Genomic DNA, 19,950 nt, shown 5'->3' with positions numbered 1-19,950 from the left:
AGAGGGGCCGCGCGGTCCGTGTCTTTCAGCCGATGATCGCGTTCAGCGTCGCACTCGGGCGCATCACCGCCGCCAGCTTGGCCGGATCGGCGTGGTAATAGCCGCCGATATCGGCAGGCTTGCCTTGGGCTGCGGCCAGTTCTCCAACGATCTTGGCCTCATTCTCGGCCAGTGCCTCTGCCACCGGGGCAAATTCTGCCGCCAGCGCGGCATCCTCACCCTGCGCCACCAGCGCCTCGGCCCAATAGCGGGCAAACCAGTAGTGGCTGTCGCGGTTGTCCGGCTCTCCGACCTTGCGGCTGGGCGAGCGGTCGTGATCCAGAATGCCTTGGGTCGCGGCCTCGACCGCCTCGCCCAAGACGCGGGCGCGATCATTGCCATTGGTTTCCGCCAGAAACTTGAGGCTCTCCCCAAGCGCGCAGAACTCGCCCAGGCTGTCCCACCGCAGGTGATTTTCCGACTGCAATTGCTGCACATGCTTGGGTGCAGAACCACCGGCCCCGGTTTCGAACATGCCACCGCCCTGCATCAGCTTGACGATCGACAGCATCTTGGCGCTGGTGGCCAGTTCGAGGATCGGAAACAGGTCCGTCAGGTAGTCGCGCAGCACGTTGCCGGTGATGGCAATGCTGTTCTCGCCCTTGGTGATGGTTTCCAAAGAGGCGCGGGTTGCCTCGCGCGGAGCCATGATCTCGAACTTGTCAGAGACACCGCGTGCCTCAAGGATCGGTTTCACCATCGCGATCAACTCCGCATCATGCGCGCGCGCCGCATCCAGCCAGAAAATCGACCGATAACCCGTCGCTTTCTGACGCTCGATGGCCAGATTGACCCAATCCTCGATCGGGGCCTTGCGCGCCGAGGCAGAGCGCCAGATATCGCCCGCTTCAACGCTTTGCTGATGCAGCACGGTGCCATCCTCAAGGATCATCTTGACGGTGCCTGCCTGCGGGATCTCGAATGTGGTCGGGTGGCTGCCGTATTCCTCCGCTTTCTGCGCCATCAGGCCGATGTTCTGCACCGTGCCAGCGGTGGCGGGGTTCAGCTTGCCGTTCTCCTTGAAGAATTTGACCGCCTCGTCATAGACCGGCGCATAGGCATTGTCGGGAATGACGCAAACCGCGTCATGTTCCTGATTGTCCGGGCCCCAGCCCTTGCCACCGGCACGAATGAGCGCAGGCATCGAGGCGTCGATGATCACGTCTGACGGCACATGCAGGTTGGTGATCCCCTTGCCACTGTCCACCATATAGAGCGGCGGGCGCGCGGCCATGCAGGCGTCAATCGCCGCCATGATCTTGGTGTTGTCCTTGACCCGGGCCAAGAGATCACCCAGCCCGGAATTGGGGTTTACGCCCAATGCGGTCATCTCATCGCCGAACTCTTCGAACACCGGGGCAAGAAAGACCTTGACCGCATGACCAAAGATGATCGGGTCCGAAACCTTCATCATCGTGGCCTTGAGGTGGATCGAAAAGAGCACGCCTTCGGCCTTGGTCCGCGCGACTTCCTCGGCAAGAAAGGCGTCCAATGCGGCAGCGCTCATATAGGTGGCATCAACCACGGTTCCGGCCGGATAGCTCAGCCCATCCTTGAGCACGGTCTCGCCATTGGCGGTTTCCAGCACGATCTTGGCCTTGGCCGCCTGCGGCAGGGTTGCGGATTTCTCGTTCGAGAAGAAATCGCCATCGGCCATCGCGGCCACGCGCGTCTTGCTGTCGGCGGACCAATCGCCCATGCGATGCGGATTGGCTTGGGCGTATTTCTTGACGGCAGTGGCGGCGCGGCGGTCGGAATTGCCCTCGCGCAGCACCGGGTTCACGGCAGAGCCCTTGAGCGCATCATACCGGGCGCGCGCGGATTTTTCGGCATCGGTCTGAGGGTCTTCGACGTAATCGGGGATAGCATAGCCTTGCCCCTGCAATTCGCGGATCGCCGCCAGAAGCTGCGGCACCGAGGCCGAGATATTCGGCAGCTTGATGACATTGGCGGTCGGTGTCTTTACCAACGCGCCCAATTCCGCCAGATCGTCAGCGATACGTTGCTCTTCGGTCAGATGCTCGGGAAAGGAGGCAAGGATACGACCCGCAAGCGAGATATCCTTGGTGCCCACCGTGACATCGGCAGCCGCCGCAAAGCGCTGGACGATCGGCAAGAGCGAGGCACTGGCAAGCTCGGGGGCCTCATCGACCTTGGTATAGATGATATCGGGTGTATTGGACGTGGCCATTTGGGATCCTTTCCGATCAGGGGATGCGCGCTGTCGCCCTGCGGCGCAGGCGCGCGACTCGTTGGATTGAGGCTGTCTTAGCGGAAAATTCGCGCGCGATAAAGATAGTATGCGACGGTATACAAAATAAAGTGACTCACACCATTTCCGCAGTGCGCATCCGTAGCCGCTGCATCAGGACAAAGCCCACGAGCACGGCACCCAGCACCCCCAGATGCGCCGGCATCGGGGTGCCTGCGAACTGCTGCCCGATGGGAACAGCGATGGCGACACTGCCCACCGTCGCCACAGCGCCGGTCACGCTCGCGGCCATGCCTGCAATCGCACCCATCGGGGCCATCGCCAAGGCATTGAGATTGCCAAGCGTCAACCCGGCCTGAAAGAAAACGCTGGTCTGCCAGATCAGAAAGGTTGCGAATTGCGCACCGGGCGGCAGGCCGATTTGCCAGAGCGCAATTGCCACGATGGAAAGCGCGATTTGCGAGGCCAACGCCGCGCTCACCATCCGCTCCACCCCAAGGCGCATTACAAGGCGGGAATTCAGAAAGCTGCCACAGCCTGCGATCAGTGCCATCAGGAAAAACCAGTAGGGGAAACTTGCGGCGCGATGGAATGTTTCGTCGAACACCGGCTGCACCATGCTGAGCGAGGTGAAAAGCGTGGTCATGCAGAGCATTTGCACAACAATCGCCATTCGCGTTACCGGATGCGCCAGAACCTCGCGCAGCGCCGCCCAGAGGGGGGCCGCCCGAAATGCCCGGCGCGCATGTGGTGGCAGCGGTTCAGGCAGGCGCAGCGCCATCCAGAGCGACAGAACCAGCGCAAAGACTACAAAGGCCGCAAATACCCCGCGCCACCCAGCCAGCACGATGATGCCTGACCCCATGAGCGGGGCCATCGCAGGCGTCAGCGCAAACACCATCATCACGAATGACATCAGCCGCGCCATGTCGCGCCCGGCATAGAGATCGCGTATAATGGCGATGGACACGATGCGAAACGCCGCCGCTCCTATGCCTTGAATCGCGCGCGCGGCCAGCAAGGTCTCGAGACTCGGCGCGAACATCGCAAGTGCGGCCCCTGTTGCATAGATCGCCGCGCCGATCAGGATCACCCGCTTGCGCCCAAAGGAATCCGACAGCGGACCCGAAACAAATGTTCCCAGCCCCAGACCCAGCAGAAAGGCGGTGATGATCAACTGCGCCCGGTTCGGGGCATCGGGCGTCAACGCCTCGGCGATATGCGGCAGACCCGGCAGCATCGCATCAATGGAGAACGCAACCACCGCAGCCATCATCGCCATCATCGCGATGAACTCGGTCCGAGAGAGGGGGTGTTGGGCGGGCACAGGGTCAGGCATGCGGCATCCTTCGTCGCGCGGATAATTCGCGCTTAGCACGCCATCGCGGGGGTGACCAGATCACGGCTCGATTAATAGTTGAGTTTTTTAATAGGAATTGATCGAGATTTCGGTCGATTCTATCGCGGGCGGCCTTGGAGGCTGGCGCTCAGTCCCGCGTCGGATGGTGGTTTCGGCGGCCCGACCGCGTCGCGACCCAAGCCCTGCGCGAACGTACGCTGCCACCGCACATCCGTAAAGTCGCCACGCCGCGCCTGGCTTTTCTGGTCGCGATTTCCGGTCAGCGCACAAATCGAAAGCAGACCTCTTTTCCCGGCTTGTCGAGGGTTCCGTTTCAAGAAGCTTGGGCTGGACAAAAGGACGCTACTGGTGTGTTCTCGCAGAACACGACTGGGTTTCCATAGAGGAATGGCGGTTTTTCAACGCAAAGTTGGCCGGTATTTCCTTGGTAACTCCAATCAAACAAGAAAACATTGGGAGGAATATCCATGAAGACATACCTGAGCTACACCGCTGTAGCCGCCCTCAGCCTTGCCTTCGCCGGAGAGGCAGTGGCAACCGAATGGAACGTGTCCGTCTGGGGCAAACGCCGCGCCTTCACTGAACATGTGGAAAAGCTGGCAGAACTGGTAAGCGCCAAGACAAACGGCGAATTTACCATGAATATCAGCTATGGAGGTCTGTCGAACGAGAAAGAGAACCTCGATGGAATCTCGATCGGAGCCTTCGAGATGGCGCAGTTCTGCGCAGGATATCATGCCGATAAGAACCCATCCCTGACGGTGTTGGAACTGCCATTCCTGGGCGTCGAGACGCTCGAACAGGAAACCGCACTGTCGCAGGCTCTCTATGACCATCCCGCGGTCAAGGCCGATCTGGCGCGTTGGAATGCAACGCTTCTGATGCCCACGCCAATGCCGCAATACAACTTTGTGGGATCAGGCGACGTGCCTGACAGCCCAGAGGATTTCAAGGGCATGAGCGTACGCGCCCTTGGCGGGATTGGCGCGGCCATGCAGGCTGTCGGGGCGGTTCCAACCTCAATGTCAGCCACCGAAGTGCGTCAAGCCATGGACAGCGGTGTTGTCAAAGCCGTGAGCTTCGCACCGCATGCGCACATGTCCTTTGGCACCATCGAAAGCGCCAAGTGGTGGACCGCCAACCTGAACCCCGGCACGGTGAATTGCCCCGTGGTGGCCAATACCGATGCGCTCGACGCACTGACGGACGCTGAGCGTGAGGCTTTGCTTGGATCTATCGACGAAGCCTTGGCCTATTATATTGATTATTATCAAAACGAAACCATGAAAGCCTGGGGTCCGGCTCTGGAAGAGCGCGGCATTACCTCGGTCAGCTTTGATCAGGCTTCGCTTGATGCGTTCAAGGAAACAGCGGCCGGTCCAGCGGCGACAAGCTGGATCGAGGAGAATGCTGCCCGCGACCTTCCTGCACAGGAACTTTACGATTTCGTCACGGCCAAACTGACTGAAATCAAGGGCGGCTCCTGAGCCAATAACGCCGGCTCGCTGCGCTGGATGCGTGGCGGGCCGTTTCCATCCTGAAACAACAGGGAGAAAACCCATGGCGGGTGCGGCATCGGTTCTGTCCGACAACAGCCTTCTTAGCTATCTTGACCGGCGTCTTTACAAGCTAGAGCGCCTGCTCGCATTGCTGAGCGGACTAGCGGTTTTTTCCATCATGGTGCTTGCGGTCATTTCTGTTAGCGGGCGTAATTTCTTTAATCAGCCCGTCCCGGGATATGTGGACTGGATTGAACAGATCATGCCGCTCATTGCCTTCATGGGCGTGGCTTACACGCAACGCGACGGCGGGCACATCCGAATGGACATTGTGGTCAGCCTTCTCAAAGGGCGGGTGTTGTGGCTGGTTGAGTTTGTCACGACGCTTATAGTTTTGATCGTGATGCTTTTGCTGGTCTGGGGCACCTGGGCGCACTTCCAGCGCAGTTTTGACTGGGGTGCCCCCATGTGGAGCCGCGACAGTACGATTGATATCGGTCTGCCGATCTGGCCTGCCAAAATCCTTGCGCCGATTGCCTTTGCGGTGCTGTCCATTCGGCTGGGGCTTCAACTCTGGGGTTATGGTCGGGCCTTTGTCTCCGGCACCGAACAGCCTGTGGCGGTGCCATTAATTGAAGATGTGGCCACCCAAGCCGCAAGAGAGGCCGCGCAACTTACCGGCCATGACACATAAGGGACGCATCTGATGGAGCCCATCGAAATTGGAATCGCCGTCACCGGCATCATGCTGGTCGTCGTGGTTCTGGGCATGCGGGTGGCTTTTGCTGCGGCGCTGGCCGGTGTTGTCGGGCTGATTTGGATCTTTTGGTCCAAAAAAGGCTACGATGGCGATCAATTCCTATGGGCGGTGACCGTCGCGGTCAAAACCGCAGGGCAGGTGCCCCACTCCAAGGTCAGCTCTCAGGCGCTCAGCCTCATTCCAACCTTTATCCTGATTGGCTACCTAGCCTACTACGCTGGCCTGACACAGGCGCTGTTCGAGGCCGCAAAGCGTTGGGTGGCGTGGGTGCCTGGCGGGCTTGCTGTCTCGACCGTCTTCGCGACTGCAGGTTTTGCCGCCGTCTCTGGCGCGAGCGTGGCGACCGCGGCGGTCTTTGCTCGCATCGCGATCCCCGAGATGCTCAAGATCGGGTATGACAAGCGCTTTGCAGCGGGCGTTGTCGCGGCATCTGGCACCTTGGCCAGTCTCATTCCGCCATCTGCTCTGCTTGTGATTTATGCCATCATCGTCGAGCAGGACGTGGGCAAACTCCTTTTGGCCGGGTTTGTGCCCGGCATGTTCTCGGCCATTGTTTATGTGGTTTTGATCATCGGATTGGCGATGACGATCAAAGGATTTGGACCGCCCGTAAGCGGGTTTACGTGGCGCGAACGGTTCGTTTCTCTGCCCCCTGCGCTGCCCATTGTCTTCGTGGTCGTGACCATTGTGTTCTTTGTCTACAATCCCTTCGGAGGTGATGCGTGGGGCACACCCACCGAAGGCGGGGCAATCGGGGCCTTTCTGGTCTTTCTGGTTGCGCTTTACCGCGGTATGCGCTGGCCTGAGTTGAAGGATGCCCTGCTTGAAACGGCCAAGCTGAGCGTGATGATTTTCTCGATCATCTGGGGCGTTCTGATCTATGTGCGGTTTCTGGGTTTTGCCGACCTGCCGAGCGCATTTGCCGATTGGATCACGTCATTGACCATGTCACCGATGTTGATCCTGATTTGCATTCTTTTGGCCTATGCGGTTTTGGGTATGTTCATGGATGCCATCGGCATGCTGCTCTTGACCTTGCCGGTGGTCTATCCCGCAGTCATGGCATTGAATGGCGGGGTCGGGGTGAGTGCTGCCGACAGTGCCTTCGGGATGAACGGACAGATGTGCGCAATCTGGTTTGGCATTCTGGTGGTCAAGATGGCAGAGTTCTGCCTGATCACACCTCCGATCGGTCTCAATTGCTTTGTCGTGGCGGGCGTCCGAGACGATATCAGTGTGCAAGATGTCTTTAAGGGCGTGACGCCATTCTTTGTCGCTGACGCTGTTACAATTGGCCTTTTGGTTGCCTTTCCGGCGATTGTCCTGTGGTTGCCGGCGCAGGTCTGACGCCGGTAAATGCCGACAAGTTGACATGTTAACAGCCTGCTAAGCATCGGTGTGCTAGCCCTTGGGACGGGTGAGTACAAAGGTGGTGAGAATGAGCGCGCATAGCAATGCCGCGCCAGTTATCATCAAACGGAAGAAGATCGTGGGCGGTGGCGGGCATCATGGTGGTGCCTGGAAGGTGGCGTATGCTGACTTCGTCACGGCAATGATGGCTTTTTTCCTGCTGATGTGGCTGTTGAACGCGACAACGGAACAACAACGCAAGGGTATTTCGGACTACTTCAGCCCGAGCGTGCCGATCAACCGAATCTCCGGTGGCGGGGATGGCGCTTTTGGTGGGGACAGCGTGTTCTCCGAAGATACGCTGGTGCAGAATGGCACGGGCGCTTCGCAGCGCTTGGCAACGTCCAACCGCCAGGCCAATGGTGAGAATGTGGCAATTGAGAAAGGCAGTCTTTCTGCCGGGGCACAGGTCGAGGCAGAAGCATTCGCCGCCATTGAGGACATGCTGAGGGGGGGCAGTGGCGAGAGTTTGGTCGCAGACGAAACCCTGCGCCATATCGTGACACGTCTCACGGATGAAGGATTGGTGATTGAAATCTTTGATCTGCCCCAAGCACAGCTTTTCGAAGTGGATGGGGTTGTCGCGACACCCTTGCTAAAGGACCTCACGGCGCTTCTGGCCTCTGCCGCAAATCTGGTGGTGAATGATGTTGCCTTGGCGGGCCATACCCGTGCGCAACCCATTACGCTTGCGAGAAATCCGGTTTGGGATTTGTCCAGTAGCCGTGCCAATCAGTTTCGCCAGATGCTGGAAGCCGAGGGGCTTTCGGCTAAGCGGATGCGTCGTATAACAGGGCATGCAGACCGTACATCCGCTGTCCTTGATCCCATGGATTTGCGAAATAATCGGCTGGAGATGATCTTGCTGCGATCCGATCCAACCCTGAACTAGCGAGAATTTTATCCATTAGCGGACTGTTAAAGTTACGCGCGTATGCCTGTGTCCCAAGGTTGGTTGATGCAGCATAAGGGCGTATCCATGACAATTTCTTCCTCTTTGAATGCCAGTGTCGCCGGCTTGAACGCGAATGCCACGCGGCTCGCCACGATTTCGGACAATATCGCCAACTCATCGACTTTTGGATATCGCCGGGTTGAGGCGGATTTCGAATCCTTGGTCATATCCGGACGCGGCGGGAGCTATTCCGCCGGTGGCGTCCGTGCCAGCACACAGCGCCTGATTGATCAGGGCGGCTCAATTGTCAGCTCGTCGAATCCAACCGATCTCGCAGTGCGCGACCGTGGCTTCCTTCCGGTTGCGCGGGTGACTGATCTCACGGTGTCAAATGGCGATCCTCAGATGCTCTTGACTACGACCGGCTCGTTCAGGACGGACTCACAGGGGCGGCTGGTGACCGAGTCTGGTCTTGTGCTGCTGGGGTGGCCCGCCAATCCGGATGGAACGATCCCAGAGTTCTCGCGCGACACGAGCGGTGGGTTGGAGCCGGTTCAAATCAATGTCAATCAACTGACTGGTGAACCGACCACCTCCATCAAACTTGGCATCAACCTGCCAGCAACCGACACCAGATTTGACAGTATCGGCGATCCGCAGCAGCTTTCGATAGAGTATTTCGACAATCTCGGAACCTCAGAGAATATCTCGCTCCAGTTCGTGCCGACGGTCGCAACCGTCGGTCTGTCGAATGAATGGACCGTAATCTTGACGGACTCGGCTCAGGGCAATGCGCTGATCGGAGAGTATGTTCTGACCTTTGATGATGCACGAGAGACGGGTGGCACCCTGCTCGACGTCCAGACCGTCACAGGGGGTGCATTTGACCCAACAACCGGGACAATCATCGTCGATGTGGCAGGCGGTCCAATCGAAATCAATATCGGGCGTCCCGGCACGTCCGATGGCCTGAGCCAATTGTCCGACAGCTTTGCTCCGCTGTCGATTGCCAAAGACGGCTCCCCCGTGGGTAACATGACCTCGGCAGAAGTGGACGCGAATGGCTTTGTCCGCGCCTCGTTTGATACAGGGGTCAGTCGGATCATCTATCAGGTGCCGCTGGTGGATCTGCCGAACCCCAACGGTATGGTGTCGATGGATCAACAGACCTATCAGCCCTCGCCCGACAGCGGATCGTTCTTTCTTTGGGACGCGGGCGACGGGCCGACTGGTGATATCGTGGCCTTTGCCCGTCAAGAATCCGCCACAGATGTTGCGCGTGAATTGACGGATATGATCCAGACGCAGCGCGCCTATTCATCGAATGCCAAGGTCATTCAGACCGTTGATGAAATGTTGCAAGAAACCACCAACATCATCCGTTGATCACGTCCTTGACCGCCAAGCAAAGGAGGCATCATGTCGCTTAGTTCCGCTCTGTCAAGCGCGCTCAGTGGGCTGGCTGCCAATACGCGCACTCTAGATGTTGTGTCTGGCAATCTCGCCAACGCGCTCACCGAAGGGTTTGCGCCAAGAGAAATAGCACTCACCTCGACCCGCGACAGCCGTGGTGTGCGTGTCGAGGCTGTGTCGCGACAAATCGATCTCGGTCTGCTATCTGATCGGCGTATCGCGGATGCAGCGCAGGCCGCCTCCGAGGTCGGTGTGGCCTTTGCATCAGCTGTGGAGCAGGTCATTGGTACGCCAGAGTCGGCGCAATCCCTAACAGGTCGATTTGCCGCGCTCGAAGCCGCGCTCGTGACGGCCAGCACACGCCCCGAGGATCCGAACCGTTTGCAGGCGGTTCTGCGCGAGGCTCAGGCGCTCGGTACTCACCTCAATGACGCCGCAACCGAAATTGCGCGCTTGCGCAGTGCCGCGGATCGCGACATCGCTGAAACTGTAGTTGCGTTGAACTCCGGTCTCCAACAGGTGGTTGCACTCAACATTCAAATTGCGACCAACCTGACGCGCGGAACTGACACGGCCACACTCGAGGATCAGCGGCAAAGTGTGATCTATTCCTTGGCTGAGATTCTTCCGCTTCGGCAGGTGCCCCGTGACAATGGGGCTGTGGCGCTGGTAACAACCGCTGGAGGGCTGTTGCTCGACGGGCGGGCGGTAACACTCTCCTTTGATGGCGCGCCCATGGTTGCCGCGCATATGACCCTTGAAAACGGTCTTCTCTCAGGAATCGCAATTGACGGTACGGCGGTTCCCACCGGCAGTGACCGGGGGCCTTTGCAGGGTGGGCGCCTTGGGGCGCTATTCGATATCCGCGATCGGACCTCGGTTGACACGACTGCGGATCTCGATGCCATTGCGCGCGATCTGGTTGAGCGGTTTCAGCAATCCGGCTTGGACCCCACACGCGGGGCGGGGGACGCTGGTCTCTTCACTGATGCGGGCGACCTGTTTGAGGCTCAGAATGAATCAGGCATTGCGAGGCGCATTGGCGTAAATCAGGCAGTTGATCCTCTGCGTGGGGGGGATCTCTTCAGGATCCGCGACGGGGTGGCGGCCCAAAGTGCCGGGCCACCGGGCGACGGAAGTTTGCTTGTCACATTGACCCGTGCGCTGACTGACACAAGCCCCTTGTCTTCGGGCGCTTTGGGCAGCGGCGCGCGCTCTGCGGCTGGGCATGCGGCGACATTGATTTCGGGTCTCTCTCAAGCACGGGTGGCGGCGGAGCAGGTCCAGAGCTTTGCCACAGGACAGGCCACCGAGTTTCGGACGTTGGAATTGGCCAATGGTGTCGATAGCGACGCGGAGCTGCAACGCTTGCTCTTGGTGGAACAGGCGTTTGGTGCCAACGCCCGCATGATCCAGACCATTGATGATATGCTCGACACCCTTTTGAGGATCTGACCATGACCTTTCAAACCATCGGTGACCTTGCCCAATCCTTTGCGCTCCGCCGTCAGGGCGTAGACTTGCGGCAACAGGTGGACCGCTTGACCCTGGAGCTCAGCAGCGGTCGGGTGGCGGATCTCGGTCAGCACCTCGCGGGCAATTTGTTACCCTTGGCCGATGTTGAACATGAGTTGGTGCTCTTATCCGCACATCGCACAGCCGCGCGCGAGGCGGCGACAGATACGAGCATCATGCAGAGCGCGCTTGACCGGGTACAGACGGCAACAACCGATCTGGCCACGCAGGCTATCACGCTCGGCACGGCCGGGACGACGCTCCAATTGTCCAATGTCGTTGTCAGTGCCAATCTGACCCTTGGGTCCGTGATCGGAGCGCTGAACAGCGATGTCTCTGGTCGGGCGCTGTTTGCTGGGGCTCGGACTGAGCGGGCACCTTTGGGCTCTAGCGAAACACTGCTCTCAACTCTGCGCAGCACGCTTATTGGTGCCGCCACCCGATCAGAGGTCCAAGTGCGGCTCGATGCCTTCTTTGACGGAATGTCGGGCGGATTTCAGACCGCGATCTATCAGGGCGGCACGACTGGGATCTCCCCATATCAACTCGGGTCTGGCGAATCCGTCGCTCTGGATATTCGCGCCGATGATCCCGCGTTGCGAGATGCGTTGAAACATCTGGCATTGATAGCTGTCAGCAATGATGCCGGCTTGCCTCTCACGGAGGCAGACCGTCTTGATCTGGCGGCCGGTGCCGGTTTCGCCTTGATCGAGCATCAGGATGCATTGACGACCCTGCGAGCCAATCTTGGTCTGGCGGAGGCTCGGATTGATCAATCCGCCTCGCGCATCTCTGCAGAAATAAGCGGGTTCGAGATTGCACGTTCTGGACTGGTCTCTTCTGATCCATTCGAGGCGGCCGTTGAGCTCGAGCAAGTGCAGTTCCAGTTGGAAACGCTCTACACCCTCACGGCGCGAACCGCTCGACTCAACCTTCTGAATTTCCTGTCATGAACGTTCAATCCTTGATCTTGTGTATCGTTCTTGGCGTTGCCGCGTGCGTCGGCTCCGTCGGCTCCGTTGACGCCAGCCCAATCCGGATCAAGGACTTGGTCGAATTCGATGGTGTGCGCGGCAATGACCTTGTGGGCTACGGTTTGGTCGTCGGGCTCAACGGAACAGGGGACGGATTGCGCAACGCCCCCTTCACCGAAGAAATCATGTCCAACATCCTTGAGCGTCTCGGGATCAACGTGTCAGGGGAACAGTTCCGGCCAAAAAATGTCGCAGCGGTATTTGTCACGGCGGAACTGCCCCCGTTTGCGCGTGCAGGAGGCCAAATTGATGTGACAGTTTCGGCAATCGGTGACGCCAAGAGCCTTTTGGGTGGAACCTTGGTGATGACGCCCCTCAATGCGGCCGATGGTCAGATTTATGCGGTGGCCCAAGGCACAATCATTGCTGGCGGTTTCTCTGCCGAAGGAGAGGCCGGGGGGGTCGTACAAGGCGTTCCGACAGCAGGGGTCATCCCGTCCGGCGCGCGGGTCGAGCGTGAGATCGACTTTGACTTTACAACGATTGAAACGATCCGCCTTGCGCTGCGAGAGCCGGACTTCACCACTGCCGCGCGGATTGAGAGCGCGATCAACGGAACGATTGGACGCCATGCAGCCATCATGCTTGACTCTGGAACAGTGCGCCTGACCCTGTCCAGGATGCGCGCGGCGTCGCCTGCTCATGCGCTTGGCCAAATCGAGAATATCTTGGTCGAGCCAGAGCGCAAGGCGCGGGTGGTTGTCGATCAACGCTCCGGCACGATCGTGATGGGGCAGGACGTGCGCATTTCGCGGGTGGCCGTTTCCCAAGGCAACCTGACTTTGCGAGTTCAGGAAACACCCCTGGTGGTGCAGCCCAACCCATTCGCCCAAGGCGAGACTGTTGTGGTCCCGCGCACGCAGGCCGAGTTCGAGAAGGAGCCGGGCATTGGGATGGCCGAATTGGAGCCAGGCACCTCTCTCTCAGACGTGATAGCTGGATTGAACGCGCTCGGAGTGGCCCCCCGGGACATGATTGACATCCTCAAGAGCATCAAGGCCGCGGGTGCCCTGCACGCCGAGTTCGTGGTGCGATGAATGCCGTGCGCGCCACTTTGGCCGCGTCGCTCAGTCTGTTGTCAGAGCCTCAAGCCCAATCCGTATTGCTCGATTGGGATTCTGTTCGAGAATATGGGACGCGAGTGATCTGGCGAGTTTGGTATGCCCCTTCTCGACAGCGCGTTTGAAAAGTTCCCGTTGATACCTTGGCAGATTGCGTCTGGCGCGGAGCAGCCGGTAATACTCTTGCGGCGTCAGAGTGCCATTCAGGGCACCCAGAATGATCGGGCTCAGGATGCCCATCTGATTGAGAGAACTACCCAAGCGGTGCCCCAGCAGGGGCGCGCGCAGATGCGCAACATTCGCGTTGCTGAACCGCGCAGCATGTTGAGCATCCAGTGGTTCATAGGGGTCATATAGGATCGACACACGATGCGCGGCTGCGCTGACCTGGGCCGCATCGCCATACTTGCCGGAAAAATCGCGATCCCAGACCGTTTTGTAACGAGTTTCCCATGGTACGATGGATTTATCCACCGTGCTCTGCGGTGAGATGGCGACCACATCGCAGCCGGGCGCGGCAGGTGCAAAGGCGCAGGCCGCATAGCCTCCCATCGAGGCTCCGTAAAACACCACACGTTTGAATTTTTTGAAGAATCCCTCTTGCTGGAGAGCGTCGAATTGCTCGCAGACCCAAGGCTCCCGATACCAGGTCCAACCACCGGCCAGAACACCCAACATCGACCAACCCTGATCCTTGATGAAATTGTATCCCCATGGACGTCGGTCCTCACGCTTGGTCATGGCGATATCGAGATTGTCAAAAGTCACGACCAGGATGTCAGGATCGCGGGGCATGTAGAGAAAGCTATGCCCGTTGGGTCCGGCCCGATACCAACCTTCCGTCCCTGCGAGTTGGAGAGCGATGTGATCCCATGTATCCCCACCGGAATTGACCTCCGGGGCTTTGGCCTGCACGCGAATGCGGGTGATCTCATGGCCCTCTTCTTCGCGCTTTGAAATCGTGATGTTGGTGCCAAACGCCTTGAGAAAAGGAAAGGCACCTGATCCTTTGCGCACATCCATGAAAACGCGGCTGTCGGAATGCATGCAGCGTTCTAGAAACTTTTGCAGAAAAGGAACGCTTAAGCGATCGCCAAACCCCGAAAGATTACACAGCACATCCACCGGTCGCAGATCTTTGTCATCCCGGATGATCTGAATGCGATCTCGGCTGACATCGTTTTCGACAAGGAACGTGATATACCCCTCAAGCCATCCTTCGTCGTCAGCCTTGAATTTTCCCCGCCGGTTACAATTGATCACCTGTAAGTCGCAATCGAATTTGTGATGCAGCGCCAGCATGAAACTGCGCGCATGTCCCGTCAGATCGGCGGCGCTCGATACGGTTTCCAGATCGAGTTCGTCGATCAACGCTCCGTCAAAGGTAGTGTTGCCACGCCCTTTGATCGGGGCAAGGGCCGGATTGATGCCATGCTCTTGCACCAGCATTTCGAGGTAGGAGCCTTTTGGTGGAAGGCCGTTGTGCAAAGTGCCCAACTGCCGCTTGTTCGAGGCCCAGAGATGGAGAGCGGTGGTCTCCTTTGTGATCAGACCAGCGGCCAGATCGGCGCGCCGCATGAACTTGAACCGTTCAGGAAAGGTGATCGGATAAAATGCGTTGAGTGGCTGCACATGCGCCTCAAGCCCAAGAGCATGAACGTAGTGAGTGACCATCATCGGCCCCCAAACGCCCCACGGCTGTTGTGACACATGCACAGGCTTGCCCTTGTCCGCCTGTTTGCGCATCATCTCTTGCCGCTTGCGGGGCAAAAATGGGGCAATCGCATACCGGTCCGATGTAAATTCCAACATCCGCGCCAGCATCTCGCTGTCGGCGGGCAGACCCAGAACCGCATTGTTGACGCGATGCTCACCGGGCAATTCATAGCCAAAAACATAGTCGCTGTCGTAGGTCATTGGGCTGTGGCAATACACATCAGTATCCACCCAGATCATGCCGGGACATTTGTGGATCATGTGCAGGCGAAACAAGTCGGCAAATAGCGCATAGCTGTTCTTTTGCTCGTACTTGATAAAGTCATCTGTGTCGATGATCTCGCGCCCATCGCGAAAAATCACGCCATCTGGCAGGTTTGGAATACCTTCATATCCGAACAGGGTAATTCTCTGGCCTTTGTCCACAAAGGACTTGAGGCAGAGCTGTTCCATCCAGCTGAGCGGCCCACCGATCCATAGCGTGCCGACCTCACGTTGCCGTGCCACCTATAGCTCTCCTCTCATTATGCGCTGCGGGCCAAATGGCGCGGTTTCGTGGCAGAGTAAACACTTGCGCAGCATTTGGGTATCGGCAGAATGCCCGGCCGATACGAAATTGCAGCAATCGTGACGCCGACGCCATGCTGCTTGTCTTGTGCGGTGCGCTGACGCTAAAGTTCAGGGCAAAACAACATGCCGGAACGGCTGATGAGATGAGGCGGATATGAGCGCAGAGACCTATACCGTCGTGTCGACGATGAAGAACGAAGCCCCCTATATTCTGGAATGGGTTGCGCATTACAAAGCCCTTGGCTTCGATCATATTTTGGTCTGCACCAACGACTGCACCGATACCACGGTAGACATCCTGCGCCGCCTTCAGGAAATGGGATTGGTCACACAACATGACACCGTGGTGCGCAAGGCTGGCATCCATCGCAGCGCCTTGCGGCAGGCCAGTCGCCGCTATGAGATTGTGCTAAAGGCAAAATGGATTTTTGTCTGTGATGTGGATGAATTCCTAAATGTCCATCTTGGCGATGGGTCTGTCCGGGCTCTTGTCGAGGGATCAGGCGTGGACACCGACGTGATTTCTGTGCCGTGGCGCGTGTTTGGCCCGGACGGAGTCGAGCGGTTCGAAGACAGGCCCGTAACGGAGCAGTTCACCAAAGGTGAGTATGAGTGGGATGCCGAACAGCGCCCCAGCACCGGCAAATTCGTAAAATCGCTCTACACGAACCAGCACAAATTCCAGCGCATGGGTTTGCATGGACCCGTGTGCCACGATGAGCATGTCGCCACCACGCGGCGTGTCCTGCCGGGGGGAATTGACTACATTGTGGACGGCGTGCGCACGGAAAACCCGCCGCTCTTCACCCATGCGCAGGTCAACCACTACGCTCTGCGTTCGATGGAGAGCTTTTTGATCAAGCGCGCGCGCGGGCGTGCAAACCATTCGCACCATATCTTGGGCCAAGAGTATTGGGACAAGTTCAACTTGAATGACGAAACGGATACGTCAATCTCTCGCTACAGCGCCCGGACTTCGGAGTTGTTGGCTGAACTGAAAAGTGATCCTCAGTTGGCAGACCTGCATCAGCGCGGTGTCGAATGGCACCAACGCAAGGCGGCTTCGATCCGGATGGATCCGGAAATGGACACGCTCGTTACCGCGATCAGGCGGACCTGACACAATATCGGACAGGCTGCGCGCTCTTCGATCAATGCGCCGTGTCGCCCTGCAATTCTACGGTAAAGAACCACTCCGCTTCGGGGTCCTGAGCCACAATTTCGTCGGGTATCACGCCCGGCCCCGACAAAAAGACATTCGACCCAAAGTGACCATGCAGCCGCGCGAGCTTTTCCATGCGCGGGCTCGTCAGCTCCGCAAAGAAACTGCTGTAATTCTCGGTGGCACGTAGTTCGTCGATCTTGGCGCGGTGACAGGCGACGGAATGGTGATGGGCCGCCGCAATTTCGGGATCTTGCATCAACCTATTTAGGTCCGCCCGCATCATGGCGAGGCGTGACTGGATCGAGCGCTCTTCTTCAAAATTGTTGTTCATGCGAAACCAATAAGCCAGACCCTGATCTCGATCTACGTGGTTCACCCGGCCTCTGTCACGTTTGACAAGGAAACTCTCGGCAGAGCGCACCGCATAGTGATTGAGCTGCACCAAATCATAGCCATAGGTCTCAATCGTGGAGCGCCAGCCGTTGCGATACATTTCGCGTGGCAACGGTTGTCCAGATCCGTTTACCCAATTGATATCCTCCCAAAGCTGCGGATTAAGTCCCTTGGGTCGATGCACCCCCAACTTCTTGAAAAGGCCGATGTTCTGGAAAAGGGTCTTGAAACCCCATGCCTGATGAGGTTTGCGTGCGAACTCGGGCGCACAACGCAGGAATTGCTCGGTAATGGGGCGATCAGCATAGTCCTTCACGTCGCCATTGCCAAAGAGCCGCCAAGTCATTGCGATCATATTGGCGTCGGGGACTGCATCAAACAACGCGTTCAACGTTCCATCCCCGGTTTTGATGTTGATGTATTCATCCACATCAATACAGGTGATCCATTTGGCGGCTTTGATCACCGGCTCCTGCTCGGCGGATTGCAGGGCAGCGTGCTGAGGGGGCATGTTCATTGTGCGAAATGGGTTCTCGCGATGTTGAACATACCCTTTGCGTTCCAGCAACTGCAGCATGCTGTCCGTGCCATCCGTGCAGTCATTTGTATATACCAGAATATCGTCAAATCCGATTGAGCGGTGATAGGCCAGCCATTCGAGGATGAAGGGGCCTTCATTCTTCATCGTGGTCACAATGGCCGCGCGTCCCTGTCCGCCCTGTGCTGCATCCGAAGCAATCTCGGGCATGCGAACGGGCATGTGACCGAAATACGTCTGTGCCTGTTCAAGCAACGGAGGATGTTCGATCAGTGAGGATTTTGGCACGATCTTGGAAATCGACTCCGTTGGGTGCCGTAGGGCCATATGACGATAGAACCGTTGGGTGCGCGTGGGGTCAGGTCGCGCATTTCCGACCCGCAAGAGACGCCAGACGGCGTCCTGTGGTAATTTTGCTGGGGCCAGGCACCACCTCTGTCGTCCAGTCCCGGAATCAAACTGCACGCAAATATGATCCGCAAAGCCTGTTGGCTGCCCGTTCCGGACCCGCCACGGATAGCAATGCCGCCCGATCAGCGCGATGAGACCATCCTTTGCGGCAACGGCGCTGTTAAACACCGTTTCGCTGCTTGTCACCAGCAGATCATGAACGTCAATGTTTGCCACGGCGCGGGATTGGGCAAGAAAGCGGGCACGCGCAATCTCGTAGAAGCTGAGCGCAGCCAGAGGCGAATTCCAAGGAGACGGGGGCGGGATCTCCATCCTGTCTTTACCCGGAGATTCCGGAACACAGTAGGGATGGGCCTCGGCTGGGCTGTCAAGGCGCCCCAAAGGCTGGTCGCTGCTCAGCAATATGACCAGACTTGCGAGCCCTTGCGCGGCTATGCCTTTGCTAAGAGCCCGCGCAAAATCCGGGTCGCTGGTGGGACGAGCACGGTCAAGGATCACTGCGCCGGTCATACCTTGCTGATCGGCATGATAGGCAAGCCATGTCAGCACTGTCGCTGCATCCTCGCCATTACGCACTGCGACGATCACATTTTCGCCTTCCAGAAGCGAGACCTCTGCTTCAGCCGGCGTGACGTCCATCAGGCCTTGCGGCGTGCCGAACTGCAAGCGGCCTTCGGGAACCAAAAACTCCAGAACCGCCGCGCCGCCTACGCTCTTTTGCGAGATCAACTCGCCTCCTTGCGGGGCAATGATCGCGCTTGGTTCCACCTCTGGTCCCAAGAAGAGAGTGACCAGCCTTGCGTTATCTATTCGGGTCTCTACCGCATCGAGAAGCACAAGTCCGCTCAGGTCTTGGCTCGCCATGCGGCGTTCGATCACCCGCCCGCTCATGGTCAGGTCTCTGTCCGAGCCAAACGCAACTGCGCATTGAGAAAATCCCGACCATCTGCAGCGGAGGGCGGCGTGCTGCCGGTGAGAAAGCTCAGCCGGAATTCCAGTCTCAACGCTTCTATGTCTTGAGTGAGGGTGTGATATCTCGAATCATGCGCGGCCAAACAGGCCTCATGCGCATGCGCAACGCCGGGCAGGGCCATAAGCGTGTCGATTTCCCTGTGAGTAGATGTCAACATAGGCAGGATCTCTGACGCCTCAACAGTGTTCCAGTTGCGTTCTGCCCAATAGGTCACTCCGACGTCGCGGTCCATATGATTGGGCAGACCACGGGCGCGTTTGAGCATGAATTCTTCCACAGAACGCAATGAATAGTGGTTCAGCCATATTTTCGGAGGACCGCTTCCTGCGCCATACAGGGTGATCGCCGTGTCATTGCGTGCAAAGCCGTCAGCAAGGCGAGCGCCGTCTGGTCCGATCCAGACGGCGGGATGCCGGGGACGTCCGCGAGGGCGGTGAACGCCAGGCTGGCGAAATGCACCGGGTCTATGAAGGGTTTTGAAGAGATGGGCGAGCGGGAAATGCAAATCCAACGGTGCAGCTCGCATAAAGCGCTCCGGCGTGATGCCTGACAGGCGTCTTCGATGACCGCTTGATCCGTAGAGACGCCATGGCAGCGCCAATGCGTCGAACGATTCCGCGTCTCTGTCGAACGTGTCCAGTATTTTTGGCAGGCTGTCGGCCGGACTACACAAGAACTCGTCGCAATCAAAAAATAGCGCCCAATCCGCCATCTTGTATATGTCGAGGTCGCGCAGATAACGTAGAGCTTGCCATTGTACAGATTTTCCACCTTTTGGTACAAAGCGTACATGCTCAATCCGACGATCTTGTGCCAACGCGGCCAGCAATTCGTCAGTTCCATCCGTGCAATCATGGCTTAGGACCATCATACGGTCGAACCCAACTGCCAGATGATGCGCAAGCCATTCCACAATATAGGGACCGTCATCGCGTAGACATGTGATACCCAAGAAACTCAATGGAGCCCTCTACTTTTTGTCTTGC

The 19,950-nt window shown here is 58.1% G+C and carries 14 protein-coding genes; 9 read left to right on the top strand and 5 right to left on the bottom strand.

Features of this window, described 5'->3' with window-relative positions:
- Positions 1 to 25 precede the first annotated feature (25 nt).
- Together VR71_RS22315 and VR71_RS22310 are read right to left on the bottom strand one after the other, a co-directional pair.
- Positions 26 to 2,230 carry an NADP-dependent isocitrate dehydrogenase gene (locus tag VR71_RS22315; RefSeq protein ID WP_045686549.1) on the bottom strand — a complete coding sequence of 735 codons (2,205 nt, stop codon included), beginning with the start codon at positions 2,228 to 2,230 and terminating at the stop codon, positions 26 to 28.
- A 136-nt stretch (positions 2,231 to 2,366) separates the two neighbouring features.
- On the bottom strand, positions 2,367 to 3,590 hold the full coding sequence (locus VR71_RS22310; protein ID WP_045686548.1) for a multidrug effflux MFS transporter: 1,224 nt from the start codon (positions 3,588 to 3,590) through the stop codon (positions 2,367 to 2,369).
- Between the two features lie 488 nt (positions 3,591 to 4,078).
- Between VR71_RS22310 and VR71_RS22305 the strand changes: the two genes are divergently transcribed.
- The 8 genes from VR71_RS22305 (at position 4,079) to VR71_RS22270 (ending at position 13,174) form a co-directional block, all read left to right on the top strand.
- Positions 4,079 to 5,098, top strand: a complete 1,020-nt coding sequence (locus tag VR71_RS22305) for a C4-dicarboxylate TRAP transporter substrate-binding protein (RefSeq protein WP_045686547.1) — start codon at positions 4,079 to 4,081, stop codon at positions 5,096 to 5,098.
- A 73-nt stretch (positions 5,099 to 5,171) separates the two neighbouring features.
- Positions 5,172 to 5,804 (top strand): TRAP transporter small permease subunit, encoded by a 633-nt coding sequence (locus tag VR71_RS22300; protein ID WP_045686546.1) that lies wholly within the window; start codon positions 5,172 to 5,174, stop codon positions 5,802 to 5,804.
- Between the two features lie 12 nt (positions 5,805 to 5,816).
- On the top strand, positions 5,817 to 7,217 hold the full coding sequence (locus VR71_RS22295; RefSeq protein ID WP_045686545.1) for a TRAP transporter large permease: 1,401 nt from the start codon (positions 5,817 to 5,819) through the stop codon (positions 7,215 to 7,217).
- A 91-nt stretch (positions 7,218 to 7,308) separates the two neighbouring features.
- Positions 7,309 to 8,172, top strand: coding sequence for a flagellar motor protein MotB (locus VR71_RS22290; RefSeq protein ID WP_045686544.1), 864 nt, complete (start codon positions 7,309 to 7,311; stop codon positions 8,170 to 8,172).
- 87 nt (positions 8,173 to 8,259) lie between these two features.
- Positions 8,260 to 9,561 (top strand): flagellar hook protein FlgE, encoded by a 1,302-nt coding sequence (locus VR71_RS22285; RefSeq protein WP_296430767.1) that lies wholly within the window; start codon positions 8,260 to 8,262, stop codon positions 9,559 to 9,561.
- A gap of 33 nt (positions 9,562 to 9,594) precedes the next feature.
- Positions 9,595 to 11,043, top strand: coding sequence for a flagellar hook-associated protein FlgK (gene flgK / locus VR71_RS22280; protein WP_045686543.1), 1,449 nt, complete (start codon positions 9,595 to 9,597; stop codon positions 11,041 to 11,043).
- A 2-nt stretch (positions 11,044 to 11,045) separates the two neighbouring features.
- Entirely contained in the window at positions 11,046 to 12,056 is a 1,011-nt protein-coding gene (locus tag VR71_RS22275; RefSeq protein WP_045686542.1) for a flagellin, read from the top strand.
- Positions 12,053 to 13,174, top strand: coding sequence for a flagellar basal body P-ring protein FlgI (locus tag VR71_RS22270; protein WP_045686541.1), 1,122 nt, complete (start codon positions 12,053 to 12,055; stop codon positions 13,172 to 13,174). The genes VR71_RS22275 and VR71_RS22270 overlap by 4 nt, the downstream gene beginning before the upstream one ends.
- A 30-nt stretch (positions 13,175 to 13,204) precedes the next feature.
- Here VR71_RS22270 and VR71_RS22265 read toward each other — a convergent pair whose 3' ends face one another.
- Positions 13,205 to 15,421 (bottom strand): hypothetical protein, encoded by a 2,217-nt coding sequence (locus VR71_RS22265; protein WP_045686540.1) that lies wholly within the window; start codon positions 15,419 to 15,421, stop codon positions 13,205 to 13,207.
- A gap of 217 nt (positions 15,422 to 15,638) precedes the next feature.
- On the opposite strand from VR71_RS22265, the gene VR71_RS22260 reads away from it, so the two are divergent.
- Positions 15,639 to 16,604 carry a glycosyltransferase family 2 protein gene (locus VR71_RS22260; protein WP_045686539.1) on the top strand — a complete coding sequence of 322 codons (966 nt, stop codon included), beginning with the start codon at positions 15,639 to 15,641 and terminating at the stop codon, positions 16,602 to 16,604.
- Between the two features lie 31 nt (positions 16,605 to 16,635).
- On the opposite strand, the gene VR71_RS25395 is transcribed toward VR71_RS22260, so the two are convergent.
- Both VR71_RS25395 and VR71_RS22250 read right to left on the bottom strand, forming a co-directional pair.
- Positions 16,636 to 18,882, bottom strand: coding sequence for a glycosyltransferase family 2 protein (locus tag VR71_RS25395; protein WP_296430765.1), 2,247 nt, complete (start codon positions 18,880 to 18,882; stop codon positions 16,636 to 16,638).
- 2 nt (positions 18,883 to 18,884) lie between these two features.
- Positions 18,885 to 19,925, bottom strand: coding sequence for a glycosyltransferase family 2 protein (locus tag VR71_RS22250; RefSeq protein WP_045686538.1), 1,041 nt, complete (start codon positions 19,923 to 19,925; stop codon positions 18,885 to 18,887).
- Positions 19,926 to 19,950 lie beyond the last annotated feature (25 nt).

It is taken from the genome of Roseovarius sp. BRH_c41, from assembly GCF_000961715.1.
GTDB lineage: Bacteria > Pseudomonadota > Alphaproteobacteria > Rhodobacterales > Rhodobacteraceae > Roseovarius.
The sequence above is the reverse complement of the archived record's forward strand: the minus strand, read 5'-3'. Positions and strand labels throughout refer to the sequence as shown.

What these genes read in the sequence shown, in the direction of transcription:
- VR71_RS22315 (WP_045686549.1), bottom strand. Translation starts at nt 2,230, where the DNA reads ATGGCCACGTCCAATACACCCGATATCATCTATACCAAGGTCGATGAG.
- VR71_RS22310 (WP_045686548.1), bottom strand. Translation starts at nt 3,590, where the DNA reads ATGCCTGACCCTGTGCCCGCCCAACACCCCCTCTCTCGGACCGAGTTC.
- VR71_RS22305 (WP_045686547.1), top strand. Translation starts at nt 4,079, where the DNA reads ATGAAGACATACCTGAGCTACACCGCTGTAGCCGCCCTCAGCCTTGCC.
- VR71_RS22300 (WP_045686546.1), top strand. Translation starts at nt 5,172, where the DNA reads ATGGCGGGTGCGGCATCGGTTCTGTCCGACAACAGCCTTCTTAGCTAT.
- VR71_RS22295 (WP_045686545.1), top strand. Translation starts at nt 5,817, where the DNA reads ATGGAGCCCATCGAAATTGGAATCGCCGTCACCGGCATCATGCTGGTC.
- VR71_RS22290 (WP_045686544.1), top strand. Translation starts at nt 7,309, where the DNA reads ATGAGCGCGCATAGCAATGCCGCGCCAGTTATCATCAAACGGAAGAAG.
- VR71_RS22285 (WP_296430767.1), top strand. Translation starts at nt 8,260, where the DNA reads ATGACAATTTCTTCCTCTTTGAATGCCAGTGTCGCCGGCTTGAACGCG.
- flgK (WP_045686543.1), top strand. Translation starts at nt 9,595, where the DNA reads ATGTCGCTTAGTTCCGCTCTGTCAAGCGCGCTCAGTGGGCTGGCTGCC.
- VR71_RS22275 (WP_045686542.1), top strand. Translation starts at nt 11,046, where the DNA reads ATGACCTTTCAAACCATCGGTGACCTTGCCCAATCCTTTGCGCTCCGC.
- VR71_RS22270 (WP_045686541.1), top strand. Translation starts at nt 12,053, where the DNA reads ATGAACGTTCAATCCTTGATCTTGTGTATCGTTCTTGGCGTTGCCGCG.
- VR71_RS22260 (WP_045686539.1), top strand. Translation starts at nt 15,639, where the DNA reads ATGAGCGCAGAGACCTATACCGTCGTGTCGACGATGAAGAACGAAGCC.
- VR71_RS25395 (WP_296430765.1), bottom strand. Translation starts at nt 18,882, where the DNA reads ATGAGCGGGCGGGTGATCGAACGCCGCATGGCGAGCCAAGACCTGAGC.